This is a genomic window from Pseudonocardia sp. EC080619-01, assembly GCF_001420995.1.
Lineage (GTDB): Bacteria > Actinomycetota > Actinomycetes > Mycobacteriales > Pseudonocardiaceae > Pseudonocardia.
In genome coordinates this window covers 2,011,442-2,032,944 of record NZ_CP012184.1, presented here as the reverse complement: position 1 = coordinate 2,032,944, position 21,503 = coordinate 2,011,442, and the positions used below count along the sequence as shown (strand labels likewise).

Annotated in this window: 20 protein-coding genes; 6 read left to right on the top strand and 14 right to left on the bottom strand. The window is 75.5% G+C overall.

The features are described 5' to 3' along the window. Positions 1–28: 28 nt before the first annotated feature. On the bottom strand, positions 29–1,474 hold the full coding sequence (locus tag AD017_RS09400) for a GuaB1 family IMP dehydrogenase-related protein (protein ID WP_060573973.1): 1,446 nt from the start codon (positions 1,472–1,474) through the stop codon (positions 29–31). 111 nt (positions 1,475–1,585) lie between these two features. Here AD017_RS09400 and AD017_RS09395 point away from each other — a divergent pair, with 111 nt between their 5' ends. Further along, positions 1,586–2,335, top strand: coding sequence for a GntR family transcriptional regulator (locus tag AD017_RS09395; protein WP_060573972.1), 750 nt, complete (start codon positions 1,586–1,588; stop codon positions 2,333–2,335). A gap of 1 nt (position 2,336) precedes the next feature. Here the strand turns inward: AD017_RS09395 and AD017_RS09390 are convergent, their stop codons facing one another. From AD017_RS09390 to glpX, 4 genes are all read right to left on the bottom strand, one after another. Continuing rightward, the gene (locus AD017_RS09390) at positions 2,337–3,866 is read right to left on the bottom strand and encodes an ATP-dependent DNA ligase (protein WP_060573971.1); all 1,530 of its coding nucleotides are present in this window, start codon (positions 3,864–3,866) and stop codon (positions 2,337–2,339) included. A gap of 94 nt (positions 3,867–3,960) precedes the next feature. After that, positions 3,961–5,367 carry an EAL domain-containing protein gene (locus tag AD017_RS09385; protein WP_060573970.1) on the bottom strand — a complete coding sequence of 469 codons (1,407 nt, stop codon included), beginning with the start codon at positions 5,365–5,367 and terminating at the stop codon, positions 3,961–3,963. 140 nt (positions 5,368–5,507) lie between these two features. Further along, positions 5,508–6,908, bottom strand: a complete 1,401-nt coding sequence (locus AD017_RS09380; protein ID WP_060573969.1) for a class II fumarate hydratase — start codon at positions 6,906–6,908, stop codon at positions 5,508–5,510. A 57-nt stretch (positions 6,909–6,965) separates the two neighbouring features. Further along, positions 6,966–8,027, bottom strand: a complete 1,062-nt coding sequence (glpX, locus tag AD017_RS09375) for a class II fructose-bisphosphatase (RefSeq protein WP_050802217.1) — start codon at positions 8,025–8,027, stop codon at positions 6,966–6,968. Positions 8,028–8,142: 115 nt separating this feature from the next. Here glpX and AD017_RS09370 point away from each other — a divergent pair, with 115 nt between their 5' ends. After that, positions 8,143–8,988 carry a DUF4245 domain-containing protein gene (locus tag AD017_RS09370; RefSeq protein ID WP_060573968.1) on the top strand — a complete coding sequence of 282 codons (846 nt, stop codon included), beginning with the start codon at positions 8,143–8,145 and terminating at the stop codon, positions 8,986–8,988. 413 nt (positions 8,989–9,401) lie between these two features. Here the strand turns inward: AD017_RS09370 and AD017_RS09365 are convergent, their stop codons facing one another. The 4 genes from AD017_RS09365 to AD017_RS09350 all read right to left on the bottom strand — a co-directional run bounded on the left by AD017_RS09365 (position 9,402) and on the right by AD017_RS09350 (position 12,669). Beyond that, on the bottom strand, positions 9,402–10,370 hold the full coding sequence (locus AD017_RS09365) for a type IV toxin-antitoxin system AbiEi family antitoxin domain-containing protein (protein WP_060573967.1): 969 nt from the start codon (positions 10,368–10,370) through the stop codon (positions 9,402–9,404). Positions 10,371–10,550: 180 nt separating this feature from the next. Then, positions 10,551–10,787: an exodeoxyribonuclease VII small subunit gene (locus AD017_RS09360; protein WP_060573966.1), complete on the bottom strand. Its 237-nt coding sequence runs from the start codon at positions 10,785–10,787 to the stop codon at positions 10,551–10,553. After that, positions 10,784–12,061 carry an exodeoxyribonuclease VII large subunit gene (gene xseA / locus AD017_RS09355; RefSeq protein WP_060573965.1) on the bottom strand — a complete coding sequence of 426 codons (1,278 nt, stop codon included), beginning with the start codon at positions 12,059–12,061 and terminating at the stop codon, positions 10,784–10,786. The genes AD017_RS09360 and xseA overlap by 4 nt, the downstream gene beginning before the upstream one ends. Then, positions 12,058–12,669: a lipid droplet-associated protein gene (locus AD017_RS09350; RefSeq protein ID WP_010225419.1), complete on the bottom strand. Its 612-nt coding sequence runs from the start codon at positions 12,667–12,669 to the stop codon at positions 12,058–12,060. Before AD017_RS09350 ends, xseA begins: the two co-directional genes overlap by 4 nt. Positions 12,670–12,783: 114 nt before the next feature. On the opposite strand from AD017_RS09350, the gene AD017_RS09345 reads away from it, so the two are divergent. Continuing rightward, positions 12,784–13,746: a 4-hydroxy-3-methylbut-2-enyl diphosphate reductase gene (locus tag AD017_RS09345; protein WP_060573964.1), complete on the top strand. Its 963-nt coding sequence runs from the start codon at positions 12,784–12,786 to the stop codon at positions 13,744–13,746. 100 nt (positions 13,747–13,846) lie between these two features. Here AD017_RS09345 and AD017_RS09340 read toward each other — a convergent pair whose 3' ends face one another. The 3 genes from AD017_RS09340 to rmuC form a co-directional block, all read right to left on the bottom strand. Next, positions 13,847–14,401, bottom strand: coding sequence for a L,D-transpeptidase (locus AD017_RS09340; protein WP_010225423.1), 555 nt, complete (start codon positions 14,399–14,401; stop codon positions 13,847–13,849). Positions 14,402–14,604: 203 nt separating this feature from the next. Beyond that, positions 14,605–15,672 carry a DUF6542 domain-containing protein gene (locus tag AD017_RS09335; RefSeq protein ID WP_060573963.1) on the bottom strand — a complete coding sequence of 356 codons (1,068 nt, stop codon included), beginning with the start codon at positions 15,670–15,672 and terminating at the stop codon, positions 14,605–14,607. 4 nt (positions 15,673–15,676) lie between these two features. After that, positions 15,677–17,305 (bottom strand): DNA recombination protein RmuC, encoded by a 1,629-nt coding sequence (gene rmuC / locus AD017_RS09330; RefSeq protein WP_060573962.1) that lies wholly within the window; start codon positions 17,303–17,305, stop codon positions 15,677–15,679. A gap of 247 nt (positions 17,306–17,552) precedes the next feature. Between rmuC and AD017_RS09325 the strand changes: the two genes are divergently transcribed. The 3 genes from AD017_RS09325 (at position 17,553) to AD017_RS09315 (ending at position 19,380) form a co-directional block, all read left to right on the top strand. Next, complete coding sequence (locus AD017_RS09325) at positions 17,553–18,059, top strand: hypothetical protein (protein ID WP_060573961.1); 507 nt, start codon at positions 17,553–17,555, stop codon at positions 18,057–18,059. A gap of 92 nt (positions 18,060–18,151) precedes the next feature. Continuing rightward, positions 18,152–18,676, top strand: a complete 525-nt coding sequence (locus tag AD017_RS09320) for a hypothetical protein (protein WP_060573960.1) — start codon at positions 18,152–18,154, stop codon at positions 18,674–18,676. A 194-nt stretch (positions 18,677–18,870) separates the two neighbouring features. Continuing rightward, a complete protein-coding gene (locus AD017_RS09315; RefSeq protein WP_145982703.1) occupies positions 18,871–19,380 on the top strand; it encodes a hypothetical protein in 510 nt (169 codons plus the stop codon). Positions 19,381–19,443: 63 nt separating this feature from the next. Here the strand turns inward: AD017_RS09315 and AD017_RS09310 are convergent, their stop codons facing one another. Further along, on the bottom strand, positions 19,444–19,956 hold the full coding sequence (locus AD017_RS09310; RefSeq protein WP_060573958.1) for a methylated-DNA--[protein]-cysteine S-methyltransferase: 513 nt from the start codon (positions 19,954–19,956) through the stop codon (positions 19,444–19,446). Then, the gene (locus AD017_RS09305; protein ID WP_060576315.1) at positions 19,953–21,437 is read right to left on the bottom strand and encodes an AlkA N-terminal domain-containing protein; all 1,485 of its coding nucleotides are present in this window, start codon (positions 21,435–21,437) and stop codon (positions 19,953–19,955) included. The genes AD017_RS09310 and AD017_RS09305 overlap by 4 nt, the downstream gene beginning before the upstream one ends. Between the last annotated feature and the right edge of the window lie 66 nt (positions 21,438–21,503).

Sequence of the window (21,503 nt, the reverse complement as noted above, 5' to 3'; positions counted from 1 at the left end):
GGGGCCACGTCGTGCCGGGGCCCGGTCGCTACAGGCCGTGCGGGGTGCCCTCGGTGAACCCGGCCGTCGTCTGGACCCCGACGACGGACCGCTCGTGCAGCTCGTCGAGGGTGCGGGCGCCGGCGTAGGTGCACGCCGACCGGACCCCGGAGCAGATCTCGTCCAGGAGGTCCTCGACGCCGGGCCGCTCCGGGTCGAGCTGCTGCCGCGACGACGAGATCCCCTCCTCGAACAGCGACTTGCGAGCGCGGTCGAACGCGTTGTCCCCGCGGGTGCGGGCACCGACCGCGCGCTTGGACGCCATGCCGAACGACTCCTTGTAGGCGCGGCCGTGCTCGTCGCGCAGCAGGTCGCCGGGCGACTCGTACGTCCCGGCCAGCCAGGAGCCGATCATCACCGACGCGGCTCCTGCGGCCAGAGCCAGCGCGACGTCGCGCGGGTGCCGCACGCCGCCGTCCGCCCAGACCACGGCGCCGCGCTCGCGGGCCGCCGCAGCGCATTCGGCGACCGCGGAGAACTGCGGGCGCCCGACGCCGGTCATCATCCGCGTGGTGCACATCGCACCCGGGCCGACCCCGACCTTCACGATGTCGGCACCCGCGTCGACCAGGTCGGCGACCCCGTCGGCGGTGACGACGTTGCCTGCCGCGACCGGGACGGGCGCACCGGACTCCGCGACGACCCGCCGCACCGCACCCAGGGCGTCGAGCATCTTCTCCTGGTGGCCGTGCGCGGTGTCGACCACCAGGACGTCCACGCCCGCGTCGAGCAGCGCCTTCGCCTTCACCGCGACGTCGCCGTTGATCCCGATCGCGGCCGCCGTGCGCAACCGGCCCTCGCCGTCGAGTGCGGGGGAGTAGATCCCGGCCCGGATCGCGCCGAGCGGGGTGAGCAGCCCGGCCAGCTGGCCGTCGTCGTCGATCCCGAGCGCGACCTTCCCGCGCCGGGTGTCGAGCTGCTCGAAGACGTCGCGCGGCGCGGTGTCCAACGGCAGCAGCACGGGGTCCGGATCGAGGACGTCGGCGAGCCGGGTGAACCGGTCGACGCCGGTGCAGGCGGCCTCGCCGACCGTCCCGACGGGGCGTCCGCCGTCGTCGACGACCACGACGGCGTCGTGGGCGCGCTTGGGCAGCAGGTTGAGCGCGTCCGCCACGGCGTCACCGGTGCGCAGCACCAGCGGGGTGTCCCACACCGGGTGCCGCGACTTGAGCCAGGACACGATCCCGGCGACGGCGTCGGTCGCGACGTCCTGGGGCAGGACCGTCAGGCCGCCCCGGCGGGCGAGGGTCTCGGCCATCCGGCGGCCCGCCACGGCCGTCATGTTCGCCGCGACGACCGGCACCGTGGCACCCGTGCCGTCCGGGGTGGCGAGGTCGACGTCGAACCGGGAGGCGACCGAGGAACGGCGCGGGACGAGGAAGACGTCGTCGTAGGTGAGGTCGTGGTCCGGCGAGCGGTCGTCGAGGAAGCGCACGGTGTCGGAATGATACGCGCCACGACGGGTGCGGGGTGCGCGTCGGGCCCGTCACCCGCACGTCACGTTCGCGGAACCCTCGGGCAACCCGTCCTCCCTACCGTGGAGTACATGCCGGTGCCGTCGCCGATCCCGCAGGTGCGTGCCGCGGACGCGCGCCGGGTGCGGGACCTGTTGCGGATCGCCGTCGCGGGCCGGCCCCGGGCCGCCGGCCTCCTGCCCCGGGAGGACGAGCTGATGGTCGCCTTCGGGGTGTCCCGCTCGGTGGTGCGGGCCGCGCTCGCACTGCTCTCCGACGAGGGTCTGTTGCGGCCGGGTCCGGCCGCGCACCGGATCGTCGCGACCCCCGACTACCGGGGTGGGCACGACGTGGTCACCGACCCGCACCGGCCGCCGCGCTGGCTCGGCCGTGCCGGGATCACCGCACCCGACGTGCTCGCCGGCTGGCTCGGGGTACCGCCGGGCAGCCCGGTGCTGCGCACCGAGTGCGTGGCCGGCACCGCCGGCGGCGGCACGGTGCTCGAGACCCACTACGTCGCGACGCCCGCCGCCGCCGAGCTGCTCGCCGTGCCCGACACGGGACCGTTCGACCGGCTGCTGGCCGACGCCCGCCTGGACCCCGGTGTCGTCCGGACCCGTTCGGGGCCGGTGCCCGCGGACCCGGACACCGCGGGCCTGCTCGGCGTCGCACCCGCGACACCACTGCTCGGCATCGAGCGGACCGTCGCCGCCCCCGGTGGCGGGGTGCTCGCCGCCGGGGTGCTGCGCACGCACGCGGGCCCGGTGCCGCCCGCCGCCCGCACCGCCGGCGACGGCCGCCCGGAGGGCGCGCTCCCGGCTCCGGTGGCGGCCGTGTGGTGACTCAGCCCGACAGCAGCGCCCGCACCGCGTCGAGGGTGTCCGCCTCCTCCGGGGTCTTGTCGGGCCGGTAGCGCAGGACCCGCGCGAACCGCAGCGCCACCCCGCCGGGATAGCGGGTGCTGCGCTGCGCACCGTCCAGCGCGATCTCCACGACCAGCTCGGGACGCAGGTACACCACGCCGGGCTCCTCGGCGCGCGTGTACCCGGGGAACGTCGTGGTCTGCCAGGCCAGCAGCTCGTCGGTCATCCCCTTGAACGTCTTGCCGACCATCACGGGCTCGTCGCCACCGGGGTCGCGGGCCCCGAGGTGGATGTTCGACAGCGACCCGGTGCGCCTGCCGTAACCCCACTCCGCGCTGAGCACGACGAGATCGAGCGTGTGCACCGGCTTGACCTTCTGCCAGGCCTTCCCGCGCCGGCCCGCCGCGTACGGCGTCGCGAGGTCCTTCACGACGACACCTTCGTGCCCTGCGCCGAGCGCCCCGTCGAGCACGGCCGCGGCCTCCTCCGCCGACGGCCGCCGTGCCCCCGGCATCCGCAGCGACGCGTGCCGGTCGGCGGCGAGCAGCCCGGCGAGCGCGTCGAGCCGGGTCTCCAGGGGCTCGTCGACGAGGTCCCGGCCGTCGAGATGCAGCAGGTCGAAGAAGAACGGGCTGAGCATCACGCCCTCGTCGTCGGTGTCGGACCCGAACCGGCTCATCGTGTCCTGGAAGGGGCGGGGACGGCCGTCGTCGTCGAGGGCGAGGGTCTCCCCGTCGAGCACCGCGGTGTCGCAGGGCAGCCCGCGGGCCAGATCCACGAGCTCGGGCACCCCCGCGGTGATCTCGCGCAGGGTGCGCGTCCAGACGCGGACCTCGTCGCCGCGCCGGTGGACCTGGATCCGGGCGCCGTCGAGCTTGTGCTCGACGACGACGTCGGCGCCGAGCGAGGTCAGCGCGGCGTCGAGCGAGTCGCCGGGGGAGGCCAGCATCGGCCGGACCGGGCGCCCGACCTCCAGACCGACCGCGGCGAGTGCCGTCTCGCCGCCGTCGAGCGCGGTCGCCGCGGTCTCCGGGAGCCGGCCGGAGAGCATGAACGCGCGCCGGACGGCCGCCTGCCCCGCGCCGGAGGCGGCCGCCACCGCGTCGACCATCAGACCCTCGAGCGCGCCCTGCCGCAGCTCGCCGGTGAGCAGCCGGTGCAGGAAACGTTGCTCGTCGGCGGTGGCGGCGCCGTACAGCTCCGCCAGGAGGTCGCGGCGGCGCTGCGCGGAGCCCTCGCCCGCGGTACCGGCCAGCTCGTCGAGCAGCGTGTCGACGGTCCCGACGTCGAGTGCGGGCTCCGCGGCCGCCGGGACGTCGACCGCCGAGAGGGTCCGCCAGCCGGTCCCGATCCGGCCCTGCCGCGGCACCCCGGACAGCCACGCGACGACGGGCAGCACCTCACCGGGCCCGGCCGCGCGCAGCAGCCCGGCCAGCGCGGCGGTCTTCTCCGTGCGGGCGCGGGTCGCCCCGACCGCGGCGGAGGTGGCGACGACGTCGTGGAACAGCACGAACTCATGAAAGCAGCGACCACCGACAGTCGCGCGGCGTCGAGCCGGGCCCGGACCCGTCGCCGTCCCCGGACACGGGCCGGTCAGGTATGGCTCAGGCGCTGCGTGCCGTGCGTCCGTCCCCGGGACCCGGGCCGTGCCGCGCGGCCGGTGCGCTCATCGGCGGGCGGCCCGACGGCCCGTGGACCGGACGGCGACCCGCGTCGGCCCGCACCGGATGCGCCCCGGACGCCGCGGCCGCCGGTACGGGGTGCGGACCCGACACCGCGGCCTGCGACCGGGGACCGGGCCGGTCGGCGGCGCCCGGCAGGATCGCCTGCCGCCACAGCTCCGCCACCGTCACCGTCCCGCGGCAGGACCCGTCCGGCGCGACGACGACCAGGTCGTCGTAGGCGCGGGCGGGGTCGCCGGACAGGCTGAGCTCCAGCGCGCGGGACAGCGGGGTGCGTTCGTCGACCGTGCGCGGCGGGTCGGCCAGCTCCCGCGCGGGCTTGTCGGCCCACAGCGCGTGCCCGAACTTGCCGGTCATGCTCAGCAGGAACCGGCTGCGGTCGAGATAGCCGACCGGTCGCCGGGCCGCATCGACCAGCACGACGCCCGCCGAGTCCGGGTGCTCGCGCATCGTCTCGCGGGCGACGTCGCCGGTGACGTCCGCGCCGACCGTGACGGCGGGCGCGGCCAGTCCCCGGACCGGCGGGCCCGCGGGGGCGGGTCCGGCCGGGCCGGGTGCGGCCGGACCCACGGTGGCCGGACCGGTCGTCCGCACCGCCGCACCGCCCGGTGCGGCACGCAGCAACGCCAGCAGCTCGGGCAGCGTCGCCGGATCCGCCGTGGGCTCGGGCCTGGCCCCACCCAGCAGCGGTCCCTGCGCGACGGACACCCCGGTCGCGTACAGCCCCGTCAGCCGGTCCGGGTCCCGGACGCCGGTCGCGGCCACCGGCACCCCGACCGCCCGCGCGACCTCCAGTACGGCGCGCACGGCCGCCCCGGTGCCGGCGTCCAGGACGCCGTCGGCGAGCTCCGGCTCCAGCTTCACGACGTCCGGGCGGACGGCCGCGACGAGCTCGGGCCCGAACGCCCGTCCGCAGCCGTCGAGCCCGATCCGGAACCCCCACCGGCGCAGCTCCGCGAGTGCGGGCACCAGCACCTCGGCCGGGGCGGCCGCCGCGATCGGCGGGCCGATCTCCAGCAGCGGGGCGACCGCGCCGACCGACGTCGCGCCGACGGTGAGCACGGCCCGCAGCCGGTCCCGCGCGTAGAGCACCGTGTCGGCGGCGACGTCGACCTGGAGCGGGACGACGCCGTCGGCCGCGCGGGCCGACGTCACCGCCGAGACGACGGTGCTCGCGTCCAGCTCGGCGATCTGCCGGGCACCCCACCCGCGGTCCCTGGCCTGCACGGCGACGGCGTCGTGGACACGCCGCGGCACGATCTCCACGCCCGCGAAGCGTCCACTGCGCAGGTCGTGCACGGGCTCGTACGCGAAGCGCTGGTCGGGCATGCGGCTGATCCGTTCGGATGGTGATGATCGGCAATCAGCCACACCGTGTCACGAGGAAGTGGACCGAACGGGGGCCACGAGGTGAACAGGAGATGGCTTGACCTGCAGCGACGGAGCGGTCGCGGTCCGCAGTCGGAGACCTACGAGCGCTTCTCCCCGCGCGTCATCGCCAGCACGTCGAGGGCGCGGTCGAGCTCGTCCTCGGTGAGCCTTCCGGACTCCACGTGACCGCGCTCGATCACGACCTCGCGGATCGTCCGCCGCTCCTTCAGCGCCTGCTTGGCGATCGACGCCGCCTCCTCGTAGCCGATCGTCGAGTTCAGCGGCGTGACGATCGACGGCGACGACTCGGCGTACTCCCGGGTGCGCTCGAGATCGGCCTCCATGCCGTCGACGACCTTGTCGGCCAGCAGCCGGGACGTGTTCGCCAGCAGCCGCGCGGACTCCAGCACGTTGCGCGCCATCACCGGCATCATCACGTTCAGCTCCAGGTTGCCCTGGCTGCCGGAGAAGCCGACGGTCGCGTCGTTGCCCATGACCTGGGCGCAGACCATCATCGTGGCCTCGCAGATCACCGGGTTGACCTTGCCCGGCATGATCGAGCTGCCCGGCTGCAGGTCCGGCAGGTGGATCTCGGCGAGCCCGGTGCGCGGGCCCGAGGACAGCCAGCGCAGGTCGTTGGCGATCTTGTAGAGGCTCACCGCGACCGTCCGGAGCGCGCCGGACGCCTCGACCAGCCCGTCCCGGGAGCCCTGCGCCTCGATGTGGTCGGTCGCCTCGGACAGCTGGTCCAGCCCGGTGGCCTCGCGCAGATTCGCGACGACGGCGCCGCCGAACCCGTCCGGTGCGTTCAGCCCGGTGCCGACCGCGGTGCCGCCGATCGGGAGGACGGCGAGCCGGGGCAGCGCGTCCCGCACCCGGTCGGCGCCGTAGCCGGCCTGACTGGCCCAGCCACCGGCCTCCTGCCCGAGGGTGATCGGCACGGCGTCCATGAGGTGCGTGCGGCCGGCCTTCACGACCTCGGACCACTCCGCCGCACGGCGGCGCAGCGCCGCCTCGAGGTGCTCCAGGGCGGGGACGACCTCGGTGGCCAGCGCCTCGGTCGCGGCGAGGTGGATGGTCGTCGGGAAGACGTCGTTCGACGACTGCGACGCGTTGACGTGGTCGTTCGGGTGCACGTCGGTACCGGCGCGGCTCGCGATCGTGGCGATGACCTCGTTCGCGTTCATGTTCGACGAGGTGCCGGAGCCGGTCTGGAACACGTCCACCGGGAAGTGGTCGTCGTGCCGGCCCTCGGCCACCTCGTCGGCGGCCGCGGCGATGGCGGCCGCGCGGTCGTCGTCGAGCACGCCCAGCTCGCCGTTCACCCGGGCGGCGGCCGCCTTCACCAGGCCGAGCGCGCGGATCTGGGCGCGCTCCAGGCCGCGCCCGGAGATCGGGAAGTTCTCCACGGCGCGCTGGGTCTGGGCCCGCCACAGCGCTTCGGCGGGAACCCGGACCTCACCCATGGTGTCGTGCTCGATGCGGTAGTCGGAGCTCATACGCGCAGGTCTACTCCACCGCGACGGTCCCCGCTCCCTTAGGTGAGGCTCACCTCATCAGGGCAGTGGGGGAGCTTCGCCCTCGACGCCGTCGAAGTCGACCGAGGAGAACTCGCGCAGCTTCGTCAGCCGGTGGTAGCCGTCGATGAGGCGGACGGTGCCGGACTTCGACCGCATCACGATCGACTGGGTGGTCGCGCCGCCACCGCGGTAGTGGACGCCGCGCAGCAGCGGGCCGTCGGTGATGCCGGTGGCGCAGAAGAAGACGTTCTCGCCGCGGACCAGTTCCGCGGTCGTCAGGACCTTGTCGAGGTCGTGCCCGGCGGAGACCGCCTTGCTGCGCTCCTCCTCGTCCTTCGGCCACAGCCGGCCCTGGATCTCGCCGCCCATGCACTTCAGCGCGGCCGCGGTGATGATCCCCTCGGGGGTGCCGCCGACGCCGTAGAGCATGTCCACACCGGATGTCGGACGGGCCGCGGCGATGGCGCCCGCGACGTCGCCGTCGGAGATGAACTGGATCCGGGCCCCGGCCTCGCGGATCTCCTTGACGATCTGCTCGTGCCGCGGGCGGTCGAGGACACAGACCGTCACGTCGGCGACGTCGACGTGCTTGGCGCGGGCCACCTTGCGGATGTTGTCGGCGACGGGCGCGGTGATGTCGATCAGATCCGCCGCCTCCGGCCCGACCGCGATCTTCTCCATGTAGAAGACGGCCGACGGGTCGAACATCGCGTCCCGCTCGGCGACGGCGAGCACCGCGAGGGCGTTCGGCATGCCCTTGCTCATCAGGGTGGTGCCGTCGATCGGGTCCACGGCGACGTCGCAGAACGGGCCCTCGCCGTTCCCGACCTCCTCGCCGTTGAACAACATCGGCGCCTCGTCCTTCTCGCCCTCGCCGATGACGACGACGCCGCGCATCGACACCGACGAGATGAGCTGGCGCATGGCGTCGACCGCGGCGCCGTCACCGCCGTTCTTGTCACCCCGGCCGACCCAGCGACCGGCCGCCATCGAGGCCGCCTCGGTGACGCGGACCAGCTCCATCGCGAGGTTGCGGTCCGGCGCCTCGCGGCGGCGGTTCGTCGTCGGGTTGGGGGGCTGGCTCACTGACGTCTCCATTCACGGCGGCGTGCTCGGTCCCGGCCAGGGGACCGGCGGCCTCCGATCCTCGCACGTGACCGGGTGGGGGAGGAGTGATGAGCGACCGACGCCATGCCTGGGGGACGATGTACCGGTGAGTTCGCCACGGGATCCGAGCACGTCCGCGTCCGGGGGAGCCGACGAGCAGGGACGGTCCGACGACGCCGCGACGCCCGGCCGGTCGGACGACGCGGTCGCCGACACCGGCGCCGACACCGGCGCGGCGGGCGAGGCCGGGCCGTCCGGCGCGGCGGGATCCTCGGGCGCCGCCGCTCGTCCGGGCGCCGGTGGCCGGGAGCCCGCCGGGCCGTCCACCCGGTCCGCCCCGCGGGTGGGGCCGCGCGCGATGCGGAAGCCGGAGCGGGGCGAGACGTCGGTGCGGGACCTCATCGGCGCCGTGCTGATCCTGATCCCCGTCGCACTGCTGATCTTCTCGGTGGGTGGCTCGTGCTCCTTCGCACCGACCGGCCCGGTCGAGGACCCCGACTCCGGGCCCACCGTGAACGTCGAGGCCCGCCTCGCCGACTTCGCCCGCGGCTCGGCGTTCCCGTTGCGGGTGCCGGAGGTGCCGTTCCGCGCGAACTCGGCGGACCGGGGGCCCGTCGGGGGCGGTGGGACAGCGGTCCGGATCGGCTACGTGACGCCGGGCGCGGACTACCTGAGCCTGGTGCAGACCGACGCGTCGGTGGAAGGGGTGCTCGTGACCGAGTCCGGTGCCGCCGGGCGCGGGGAGGGACCCCCGCTGCGCCAGGGCACGATCGACGCCGGTGGCCTGACCTGGGAGACCTACCAGCGTGAGGGCGGGGAGCCGTTCCGCGTCACGACGCTGCCGGGAGCGCCGGAGGTGCGCGTCCTGGTGACGGGATCGGCCCCGGAGGAGGACTTCCGCACCCTCGCCGGAGCCCTGTCCACCGCCCGGACCCTCCCCACCGGGACCTGACCCCGGCGCCGGCCGACCGGCCCGGTCCCCGTGACCACCGTGCCCACCCCCGCCGGGACCCGCGTCGACACAGGCCCCGCGTCGACGCAGGACCTGCCCGTGTCGGATCCCGGTTCGCACGGGATCGGTTCGCTCGCACGGGGTCGGACCTCGTGCGAGCGACGAGACCTCGTGCGAGCGACGAGACCCCGTGCGAGCAGCGGGAGCTCGTGCGGGCGGCGGGAGCTCGTGAGCCACGGGACTTCGTCCCGAACGGACTCCGCTACGCCGGGGCCACGGCCCGCTCCGGATCGGTCGCGGCCCATGGCTCGCACGGGATCCCTCCGTTCGCACTGGATCCGATCCCGTGCGAACGAAGGGACCCCGTGCGAAGTGGCGCAACCAGCGGGCGGGCGGGCGGTGTCATGGGTCGGTCATGTGTTGTGGGTGCCGAGCCTGCGGCGGAGCCGGGCCAGCAGGTGCTGCGGGTCGGCCAGGTCCTGCCAGGTCCAGCGGACCACGTCCAGCCCGAGCTCGCGCAGGTGGTCCTCCCGGATCTTCTCCTGGACGACGACGTCGCCGGGATCCTGACCGGGGCGCAGCAGGCGTCCGTACTTGACCTCGCCGTCGAACTCCCCGACGACCGGGCGCCGTCCGCTCCACCAGAAGTCGACGGTCGCGACATGCATCCCGTCCCGGTCCCTGACCTCCCGCTGGAGCACCGGCACCGGTAGGTGGTTCCGCGCGAACAGGACCCGGCTGCGTGACTCGCCCGGACTTGCGGCGCACCCGTCCGCGAACGCCACGACGCGGGCCGCGCGGGTCACCCCGTGCCGCCCGGCAGACGCGCGGAGGACCTCCTCGAGCGCGGGACGGTTCGTGCCGGTCTGCCGCAACGCGGCGTCCGCGACGACGACCCCCTGGTCGAACGTCGCCGCCCGGGCGATGTCGACGGCAGTCCGTGCCGGTGTCGTCACGGGGATCCCGCGGATCACGGTGACGTCGCCCGGAGGGAGCGGTGCCGCGTGCAGGTGCAGGTCGTGTCCGCGCCGCGCGCCGCTGGGGCGGTCCCGGGTCAGGTGCACGCGGTCGAACGGCAGGTCCCACAGGTCGACGGCGTGCAGGACCGCGGCGGAGACGTGGCTGACCACGGCCGGCGCGTCGAGCCGGGCGACGACGCCACGGATCGCGAGGACGTGCCGGGCCGTCAGCCGCTCGACGTGCTCGGCCCGGGACCGCGCCGGGGCCGGCGCGACCGGGCCCGGCACGTACATGCCGCGGCACACCGCCTGCAGACGGCCCGCCCGCACCAAGGCCCGGATCGCGGGATCGCCGAGTCCCACCGCATGCAGGTCGGCCCGCCGGAACGGCCCCAGTCCGGGGAGCGCATCGGAGCTGGTCATACCCCGACCCTGCCCCCCAGCAGCACCCCTACGACCCCGAATCCGCTCCCTGTGGACAACCAACCGCGCCTCGCACGGGATCGGTCTCCTCGCACGGGATCGGATCCCGTGCGAACGACGGGAACCCGTGCGAACGACGGGAACCCGTGCGGACGACGGGATCCCGTGCGAACCAGGGGCTCAGGTCTCGTCGGCGGTGTCGTCCCCCGACTCGGCCTCGGCGAGCCGATCCTCGATGCGGGTACGGGCACCGGCCAGCTGGTCCTCGCAGCGGCGGGCCAGGGCCTCGCCGCGCTCCCACATCGCGACGGACTCGTCCAGGCCGAGGCCGCCCACCTCGAGCGCGCGCACGACCTCGACGAGCTCGTCACGGGCCTGCTCGTACCCGAGGGTGTCGACGGCAGGTCGCTCGCTCATCCGGTCTCCTTCGCTGTGCCCGAGGTCGTGGTGGTGCCCGAGGCCCGTCTGCTGTCGTCGTCCGGGCCCGTGACGGTCGCCGCGACCGCGCCGTCGGCGACCCGGATCCGCAGCCCGGTCCCGGCCGGTGCGTCGGCGGCCGACCGCAGCAGCGGCGGGACATCGTCCCCGGACCCGGTGAGCTGGACGATCGCGTACCCGCGGGCCAGCGTCGCCGTCGGGCCCAGCGCGGTCAGGCGTGCGGTCAGGTGCTCCAGCTCCGACGACGACCGGTCCAGCCGCCGCAGCACCGCCCGGTGCGCGGCGGCGCGGGCGTCGGCGATCTCCCGCTCCCGGGACCCGACCAGCCGCAGGGGCTCGGCCAGGGCGGGCCGGCGCCGCAGGTCGTCCAGCCGTCGTTGCTCGCGGTCGACCCAGCCGTGCAACGCGTGCCGGGCCCGGTCCCGCAGCCCGGCGATCCGCGCGGTCTCCTCGCCGAGGTCGGGCACCAGGCTCCGGCCGGCCGCGGTCGGGGTGGAACAGCGGACGTCGGCGACGTGGTCGACGAGCGGGGTGTCGGGCTCGTGCCCGATCGCCGACACGACCGGCGTCCGGCAGGCCGCGACGGCCCGGCAGAGGGTCTCGTCGGAGAAGGGCAGCAGGTCCTCCACGCTGCCGCCGCCGCGGGCGAGGACGATCACCTGCACGTCCGGGTCGCGGTCGAGGGTCCGCAGCGCGCCGACGACCTGCTCGACGGCGAGCCCGCCCTGCACCGCGACGTTCTCGATCCGGAACCGCACCGCGGGCCAGCGGGCCGTGGCGCCCGAGACGACGTCGTGCTCGGCGGCCGAGTCCCGGCCGGTCACCAGGCCGATGGTGTGCGGGAGCAGCGGTGGGCGGCGCTTCAGCGCGGGATCGAACAGGCCCTCCGCGTCGAGCAGCCGGCGCAGCCGCTCGATCCGGGCGAGCAGCTCGCCGAGACCGACGGCGCGGATCCGGTCCACCCGAAGGCTGAGCGTCCCGCGCCCCAGGTAGAACGAGGGCTTGCCGTGCACGATCACCCGGCTGCCCTCGGTCACGGCACCGCCGGAGTCGCGCACCAGCGACGAGGGCGCCGTGAGCTGCAGCGACACGTCGGCAGCCGGGTCGCGCAGCGTCAGGAACGCGGTGCCGGTCCGGGCATTGACCTGCGCGAGCTGACCCTCGACCCACACCGCTCCGAGCCGGTCGACCCACTCGGCGATCTTGCGGGCGACCGTGCGGACGGGCCAGGGGTCGTCCTCGGAGGTGGTCACTTCTCCTGGGAGAGCGTCGCGATCCGGTTCGTCAGCATCGTGACGAACGGCGGCCGGTTCTCGTGCGCGGTCTCCCACGCGAGCAGGTCGGAGAGGTCATCGAGGCTCAGCGCGCGCATCTTGCCGCGCAGCTGGGGGACCGTCATCGTCGGGTACTCCGGCACGGCCTGCGGTGCGCCCGCCGCCGCCTCGGCGCGGTTCGACGCCGTCGCGGGCCGCCCGGGGCGCTCGATCGGGATGCCGGAGCGGGACGGCCGCAGCGTGGACACGGAGCCGTTGCGCGGGCCGTCGCCGGGCGTGGCCGACGACGACTCCGGCGGCAGCGGCGGCGCGATCGGCTCCGCCTCGGGCAGCCGCAGGTCGGCGAGGTCGTCGTCGAACGTGGCCCAGTTCGGGACGTCGTCGGCGGGGCGCAGCGCGCCCAGCGCGCGATCACCCTTGATCGCCAGCTCGGTGACCGTCTGCTGCAGGCGCATCGAGACCTGCAGGGCCTGACTGACCGCGGTGACCGGCAGCTCGACGGCGTGCCGGGGCAGCTCACGGGCCTGCTCCACGGCCGTCACGACGAGGCCGGCGGCGATCCGCACGGGGAACGGCAGCGGTGACATGTGGCTCATTGTCCAGCAGTGGCGCGTGCGTGTCGCGGGGGACCGCCGTGGCGTGTCCGGTCGGGCCCGTCACGTACCGCTGCCCGTGCCGATCGTGGTCCGTACGCTGGTGGCATGTCCGGTTCTGCGAAGCAGGTCCTGCTCGCCAAGCCCCGCGGCTACTGCGCGGGCGTCGACCGTGCCGTCGAGGCGGTGGAACAGGCGCTCGACCAGTACGGCGCGCCGGTCTACGTGCGCAAGGAGATCGTGCACAACAAGCACGTCGTCGAGACGCTGCGCGACCGCGGTGCGATCTTCGTCGAGGAGGCCTCCGAGGTCCCCCAGGGTGCCCACGTCGTGTTCTCCGCGCACGGGGTCTCGCCCGCCGTGCGCGACGAGGCCAAGGGGCGTGAGCTCAGGACGATCGACGCGACCTGCCCGCTGGTGACCAAGGTCCACCAGGAGGCGAAGCGGTTCGCCCGCGAGGACTACGACATCCTGCTCGTCGGGCACGCCGGCCACGAGGAGGTCGAGGGCACCTCCGGTGAGGCGCCCGAGCACATCCAGCTCGTCGAGTCGGCCGCCGACGTCGACAAGGTCACCGTCCGCGACCCGGACAAGGTCGTGTGGCTGTCCCAGACCACGCTGAGCGTCGACGAGACGATGGAGACGGTCCGTGCGCTGCGGGAGAAGTTCCCGAAGCTGCAGAACCCGCCGTCGGACGACATCTGCTACGCCACCCAGAACCGCCAGGTCGCGGTGAAGACGATGGCACCGCGCTGCGACCTCGTGCTCGTCGTCGGCTCGCGGAACTCGTCGAACTCGGTGCGGCTGGTCGAGGTGGCGCTCGGCGCGGGCGCCGGATCCTCGTACCTGATCGACTACGCCAAGGAGATCGACGAGACCTGGCTCGAGGGCGTGCAGACGATCGGCGTGACGAGCGGCGCCTCGGTCCCCGAGGTGCTGGTGCGCGGTGTCGTCGACCATCTCGCCGAGCGCGGCTTCGGCTCGGTCGAGGAGGTCGACACCGCCGAGGAGACGCTGGTCTTCTCGCTGCCGCGCGAGCTGCGCCCACCGCGCCAGCCCGCGACACCCTGACCCGCCGCGACCCGCCGCGCGGACTCCGCGCCGGCCGAGAACGGACGAACGCCCCCGGGACCCGATCGGGTCCCGGGGGCGTTCGTCGTGTGTGAGGGGATCAGGCCGGGGGCGCGCCGCGCTCCGCCTGGACCTGCTTGCCGGAGACGACCTGGACCTGGTCGCCGATCTGCAGGTGGTTGAACCACGCGACGGCGTGGTCCTTGGTCAGCCGGACGCAGCCGGCCGACGGGGTGTCGGTGCGGCCCTCGTGGAAGGCGATCCCGCCGTCCTGGAAGAAGACCGACCACGGCATCGGGGCCGGCTCGCCGTTGGTGGCGGTGTACTCCCCGCTGTGGTGCAGCTGCTCCTTGCGGTAGACCCGCAGCGAGTGGCCGATCGGGGTCTCCTTGCCGGGACCGCCGGTCGCGACCGGGACCGGGCCGTTGACGACCTTGCCGGCGTCGAACAGCCAGGACTGCTTCGAGTCGAGATCGACGCAGGCGCGGGCGGTCACGGTGCACGGGGTGCCGGGCACCAGGGGCTGGTCGCGGAACGCCTGCGCCGCCGGCGTCGAGGCCAGTGCCGTACCGACGCCGATCAGCGCGATCGCCGCGGTGACGAGCGCGACGAGGATCGCGGGCCGGGGGAGGCGGGTGTTCCGGGTGGTGGACATCGTTCTCCAGGTCGTGCGACGGGCGTCGGGGAGCGGGCGGTCACGCCTGCCCCCGGAACATGTGACGCCCGGACCGGGGGGCGGGTTGCCTCGATTGTCCGGTCGGTTGCCCCGGACGGTGTGACCGGGGTACCCCCGGACCGCCTACCAGCGGCGACGCCGGCGGGACCGGATGTGTGATCCGTCCGGTGTGCCGGGCTCCGTCAGCCGGAGTCGCGGCGGGTCCGCCCGGAGGGGTTCCGCCGTGTCGCGCCGGACGGTCGCGCTCCTTCCGACCGGGACGTCGACCGGCCCCCGGCCTCGCCGGTACCGCCGGACCGCGCCGCACCCGGGATGCCGGACCGTCCGGACCCGGACCGCCCGGTACCGGACGAGCGGGAGCCGGCCACACCACCCGCGCCCGCGGAGCCGCCGGAGCCGGGTGCCCCGGACCGTCCCGACCCGGAGCGGTCCGACACGGAACCGCCCCGGCCGGCGTCGGCACGGCCGGTCGAGCCGGTTCGGGCGGCGCCGTCCCCGGCCCGGCCGGTGGATCCCCGTCGCGGGGACCGCTCGGTCGCGCCGCCCGCGCCACCGGGACGGCCGCGCCCGTCGGCGGACCGGCCCGTCGTCGTGCCCCGTCCGGAACGGCCACGCCCGGGACGTCGTTCTCCGGGGCGCTCCGTGTCCGCGTTGCGGGCCCCACCGCGGCGGCTCCGGCCGGCGCCGGGGGTACCGCCGGGACCGTCCGGGTCGTGGCCACCCGGGTCGCGGCCGAGCCGCGCCCGCAGGCGTCCCACGGAGTCGTCCGGGCCGAGCCGCTGCCGCAGCAGCCGGAAGCCGGTGACCAGGAGGACGACCGCCGTCGTGACCGCCATCGCCGGGAACGCGTTGATCAGCGGGGCACCCGCCATCAGGACGCTCTCCGCCGCGCCGCCACCGGTCGGCGCGCCGATCAGCACCGCCGTCAACGGCACGACGACGGCCAGCAGCAGCGGTGGCTGCACCGCCGGGAGGAAGATGCTGCGCCGTCGCACCCAGGAGACGGCGAGCACACACCCGAGGAGGTACCCGACCTCGAAGACCCGGCCCACGGTCCCGATCCGGAGCAGGTCGACGAGCACCCCGACGGCCGTCGTCGCGACGGCGATGCCGATCGCGGCGAGCGGCGGGATGCCGAGGACGGGACGGAGGAGCGACCGCTCCCGGACCGGCCAGCTGCCACGGGCAGGAGCGGGGGACCGGGACGCGGATCCGCCGGGCCGGCGGGCCGAGCTCGTGCGCGTGGTCACCCGGTCAGCCTAACTCCCCCCGCGGTGCGGGCCCGGACCCGTCGGCCGGCCCACCGTCGCCGAAGGGGCCGTCCGGGTGGAGGTGCGGGTCGCCGGCGTGGTCGGCCCGGCCGGGCCCGCTCCGGCCGTGCTCGGCCCGGGCCGCGTCGGCCCACGGCGTGCGGACCCGCTGCTGCCGCTCCTCGGCGTCGCCGCGGCCGAGGTCCTCCAGCGACACCAGCGAGTCCCCGGCGGAGGCGACCAGCTCCGGCGCCGAGACACCGCGCGGGGTGCGGTCCACCGTGGTGGGCCCCTCGAGCTCGGTGTCGGCGACCTGCAGCTCGGTGAACTTGCGGGCGCTCACCAGCACCCGCGCCTCCAGCGACGACACGGTGCGGTTGTAGCTCTCCACCACCGAGTCGAGGCTCCGGCCGAGCTTGGCGACGTGCGTGCCCATGGTCGCGAGCCGGCCGTGCAGCTCGCGGCCGAGCCGGTGCACCTGTGCCGCGTTGCGGGCCAGTGCCTCCTGCTTCCAGCCGTAGGCGACGGTGCGGAGCAGCGCGACCAGGGTGGTCGGCGTCGCGAGGACCACGTTGCGGCCGAACGCGTGCTCCAGCAGCCCGGGATCGGAACGCAGCGCCGCCTCCAGGAACGGGTCGCCCGGCACGAACAGCACGACGAACTCGGGTGTCGGCTCGAACGACTCCCAGTACGCCTTGCCCGCGAGCTGGTCGACGTGGGTGCGGAGCTGCCGGGCGTGCGCCGTGAGCTTCTGCGCGTGCACGTCGGGGTCGGTGGCCTCGACGGCCTCCAGGTACGCCGCGAACGGGACCTTGGCGTCCACCACCACCTGCTTGCCCCCGGCCAGGCGGACGAGCATGTCCGGGCGGACGCCGCCGTCCTCGCCGTCGGCGGAGACCTGGGTGGAGAAGTCGCAGTGCTCGACCATCCCGGCCATCTCGGCGACCCGCTGCAGCTGCATCTCGCCCCACCGCCCGCGGACCTGGGGCGCGCGCAGCGCGTTCACCAGCGCCTTGGTCTCGGTGCCGAGTTTCTCGGAGTTGGCGGCCATCGCCCGCACCTGCTCGCGCAGTCCCGCGTAGGCGGACTCGCGCTCCTTCTCCACCGAGCGCAGCTGGCCCTCGACGCGGCCGAGCGCCGCCGTGACGGGGTCGAGCATCTGCTCGACGGCCTTGGCGCGCGCGGTCTCGTCACCCCGGGCCTTCGCCGACAGCTCGGCGGTCGCCTCCTTGAGCCGGCTCTCGGCGAGCGCCACGAACGCCTCGTTGTTGCGGGCCAGCGCGTCCTGCGACAGCGCGGCGAAGGAGTCCTTCAACCCGGTCTCGGCCTCCGCCCGCGCCTCCCGCTCGGCCCGCAGCGCCGCGGTCGCGCCCGCCGCGTCGGACTCCGCCCGCCGCGCACGGACGGTCGCGTCGTCGAGGGACTCGTGCAGCTCCTCGATCCGCTCCATGAGCCCGGAGCGCTCGGCGCGCAGGCCCGCCGCGTCGGCCCGGGTGGTCGCCGCCGTGTTGGCGGCGACCCGTGCGGCCTCCGCCGCCTCGGCGCGGAACCGGGCGGTGGCGACCAGCCAGGTGACGACGGCGGCCAGCGCCGCACCGAGCAGCGTTCCGGCGAGAAGGCTCAGGACGTCCACGGCACGCAGCGTGCACCGGACCCCTGACAGTTCCGGTGAACCCGCAGGTCATGGGCGTGTCCGCGAGTCCGGTGTGCGGCGGACGGCGTACACGCGGACGTCCGGACGGACCTCGGGGTTGCTCCGGCGAGGCGGATGACACGCCGGGCGAACTGTTCCGTGGTGCACGCGTCTCTCCCTGTGCAAGCGCCCACGGCGGCCCGATCGGCTGCCGGGGCGTCCACGAGGAACGAGAGAGGTACCGCAGATGACGACGAAGCAGACCCGACTCGCCCGCATCACCGCCGCCGTCACGATGGCAGCCGCGGCGGCACTCGTCCCGGCCGGGGTCGCCTCCGCCGCGCCCGCCGAGACCCCGCCCTTCACCGGGTGCACCGAAGGCAACCAGAAGGCCGTCGTCGAAGCGCTTCCCTCCACCGCCGAGGTCGCGAACTACACCGTCACGGTCTACGCGAAGCCCGGTGCGGCCCAGTGCTTCCTGGGTGGAACGCCGACCGACTTCGGCTTCAGCCTCAACGGCTCGCCGCGGCCGGCGGACGTGCAGCCCACCGGGGAGGACGGCTACCGCGTCCCGTTCGGTGACGGCGCCCCCGTCACGTTCGACATCCACGTCCCGGACTCCGGCGGGCCCGCGCACGCCAACGAGACGACCTTCAAGCCGATCCCCGGCTCCGACGTCACCTTCACCGCGTACGGCCCGATCACCGTCGACGCCGGCATGACGGCCGGCCCGATCACCAGTGCGGCCCGCTGACCGACGGCGCCGACCCGTCCGGCGGCCCGGCCGCCGTGACACCAGCGCTCCGGGACACCGGAGCGGCACCGCGAGGACCGAGAGAGGTACCCATGGACACCCGACTCGCCCGCACCATCGCACGGACCGCTGCGACGGCGGCCGCCGCCGTCGCCACCGCCGGGGCGGTGCTCGTCCCCGCCGGGGTCGCGAGCGCCGACCCGGTGATCGACCCCGCACCCAGCGCCTGCCGCCCCGCGAACACGAACGCGGTCGTGCAGCCGGCGCCGTCGAGCGCCGGGCACCGCCACTACTCGGTGGTGCTCACCGCCGCGCCCGGGACGGCGAACTGCATCCTGCAGGGATCGCCGTCCGACGTCACGTTCAGCCTGAACGGTTCGCCGCGTGCGGTCGACGCGGTGCCCTACGGCGACCAGACGCGTCCGGTGGTCTTCGGCCCGGCCGATCCCGTGCAGTTCGACGTCCAGGTCCCGAGCTCGCCCGGCCCTGCGCAGGCGGACCAGGTCGACTTCACCCCGGGCGCCCCGGACGGGGAGATCCCGGGCGCCTTCACCGCGTACGGCCCGATCGGGGTCGACGCGGGCATCCGGATCGGGCCGGTCACCGGGCAGCAGTGACCCGCGGCGCCGATCCGTGCGGGACCGGGCCGCACCGCTGAACCGCAGCACCGAGCCACCGCGGGCCGGACCCGGCCCGCGGCGCGGTCCCGTCCGGGACCGCACACCGGCACCCGTCCACGGGGCAGGGGAGGGGGGACACCGCCCCGCCCGTGGACGGGCCGCCGGACGTCACCGACACCCGAGGGGAACCCATGCGCACCATCACCCGTACCGCCGCCGCACTGGCCGTCACGGCGGGTCTGGCACTCGCCCCGGCCGGCGTCGCGAACGCCGCGGCGGCCACGACACCCCCGCCGCCCGCACCGACGGCGTGCGCGCCCGAGAACGTCCAGGCGACCGTCCGGCCGGGTGTGTCGACCGGCGGGTTCAGCAGCTACACGGTCCGCCTCGTCGCCGACCCGGGCACCGCGCCGTGCCGGGTCAACGGCTGGCCGCACCTGGTGGCGGCCTCGCTCGCCGGGGTGCCGCAGGAGCTGCCCTACGCCGGTCCCGCCGACGGTGCCGCGAGCCCGGTCGACTTCGGCCCCGGCACCCCGGTGCAGTTCGACGTCCGGGTCGAGGGCCCGGCGCTCGTCCCGGCCGACACCGTCGAGTTCACGGCGTCGGAGGCGCTCGAGCCGATCCCGGGGCGTTTCGTCGCGACCGGGAGGATCGGCATCGGGGAGCGGATGGGCGTCACGTCCTTCTACCCCGCACCCTGACCACGACGACGGGGCCGTGCGTCCGGAGTGGACGCACGGCCCCGTGGACGGTCCCCCGGCGGGTCAGTCCAGCCGCAGGTCGGCCGACTCGTGGTCGAGCAGCCACCGCTTGACCGGCAGGCCCCAGCGGAACCCGCCCAGTGAGCCGTCGGTGCGCAGCACCCGGTGGCACGGCACGAACAGGGCGGCCGCGTTGTGCGCGCAGGCGCCGGCCGCGGCCCGCACGGCGGCCGGCCGGCCGGTCTTCTCGGCGTACCCGGTGTAGGTGACCGGGGCGCCGGCGGGCACCGTGCGCAGGACGTCCCAGGCGTGCTCGCGGTACGGGCCGGACCGCTGGCGGACCGCGACGCCGTCGACGGCCGACAGGTCGCCGTCGTGGTAGCGGTCGATCGCGTCGCCGACCGCACCGATGTCGCCCTCGGTCACCCCGGTGGGGGCCAGCGAGTCGTGGATCAGCGGCAGCAGGTCGTCGACCGAGCCCGTCCAGCCCGAGGCGAGGACGTACCCGTCGGCGTCGACGACGGCGGTGAAGGGCCCGGCCGGGGTGTCCCGGGTGGCCCAGACGGCGGTGCTCATGCGTTCCTCCTGACGGCGGGGGCGGACGTGGCCGCCCGCCAGAGATGGGTGGCGGCGTAGGACCGCCAGGGCGCCCAGGCGCGGGCGCGCCCGGTGAGCGCGTCCTCCTCGCCGGGCAGGCCGAGCGCCGCGGCCCCGCGGCGCACCGCGAGGTCCGACGCCAGCAGTTCGTCGGGATCGCCGAGCACCCGCATCGCGAGGTAGCCGGCGCTCCACGGCCCGATCCCGGGCAGCGTCCGCAGCTCGGCGCGCAGCGCGTCGGGTTCGCGTCCGGCGTCGAGCACGAGCTCTCCCGACGCGAGCGCGGAGCACAGCCCGCGCAGCGAGGCGGCGCGCCGCGCCGGACCGGCGAGCTCGACGTCGGCGAGCGTCTCCGGGGCGGGGAAGAGCAGGTCGGGGCCGTCGTCGTCGCGCAGGGCGGGTGGCAGCTCCGTCCCGTGCGACGCCGCGATCCGGGACGCCGCGGTCCGTGCCGCGGCGACCGAGACCTGCTGGCCGAGCACGGTGCGGACGGCCGTCTCGGCCGGATCGGCGGTGCCCGCCAGCCGGATCCCCGGCGTCGCCGCGACGAGCGGGGCGAGGACCGGGTCGGCGGCCAGCGCGGTGTCGACGGCGAGCGGGTCGGCGTCGAGATCGAGCAGCCGGCGCAGCCGGGACACCGCCGGGCCGACGTCGCGCGGGTCGGTCGTGCGCAGCGTCGCCAGCACGGCGCCGGGCCGGGCGGTCAGGTCGAGCGCGACCGACGCCGGGCCGTGCGGCAGGCGCAGCGTCCGCCGGTAGGTGCCGCCGTCGACGCGTTCGACCCGGTCGACGGCGCGGGCGGCCAGGTGATCGAGCAACCCGTGCGGGTCGAACGGGGCCCGGTACGGCAGCCGGAGCGTGATCGTCCCCGGTGCCGCGTGCGCCGCACCCCGCCGCCGCGCGGCCTCGCTCCGGAGCCGTGACGGCGGTACGCCGTAGACGCCGCGGACGGTGTCGTTGAACTGGCGCACGCTGCCGAACCCGGCGGCGAACGCGACGTCGGCCAGGCCGAGCGGCGTCGTCTCCACCAGGACGCGGGCGGTGTGCGCGCGCTGCGCGCGGGCCAGCGCGAGCGGCCCGGCGCCGAGCTCGGCGGTGAGGATCCGGCCGAGCTGCCGGGGCGAGTACCCGAGTCGCGACGCGAGCCCGGGCACCCCCTCCCGTTCGACGACGCCGTCGGCGATCAGCCGCATCGCCCGCCCGGCGGCGTCCGCCCGCAGGTTCCACTCCGGGGACCCCGGGACGGCATCGGGCAGGCACCGCCGGCACGCCCGGTAGCCGGCCGACTGGGCGGCCGCCGCCGTGCGCAGGAACTCGACGTTGCGTGCCTTCGGTGGCGGCACCGGGCAGGACGGCCTGCAGTAGATGCCGGTCGTGCGCACCGCCGTGACGAACTGGCCGTCGAACCGCTGGTCCTTCGCGGCGACGGCGCGGTAACAGGTGTCGTGGTCGAGCAGCACGACACCGACTGTGCCACCGCGCACCGCCCGGGACTCGCGGGAATCGGTCGCGGGTATCGGACCCGC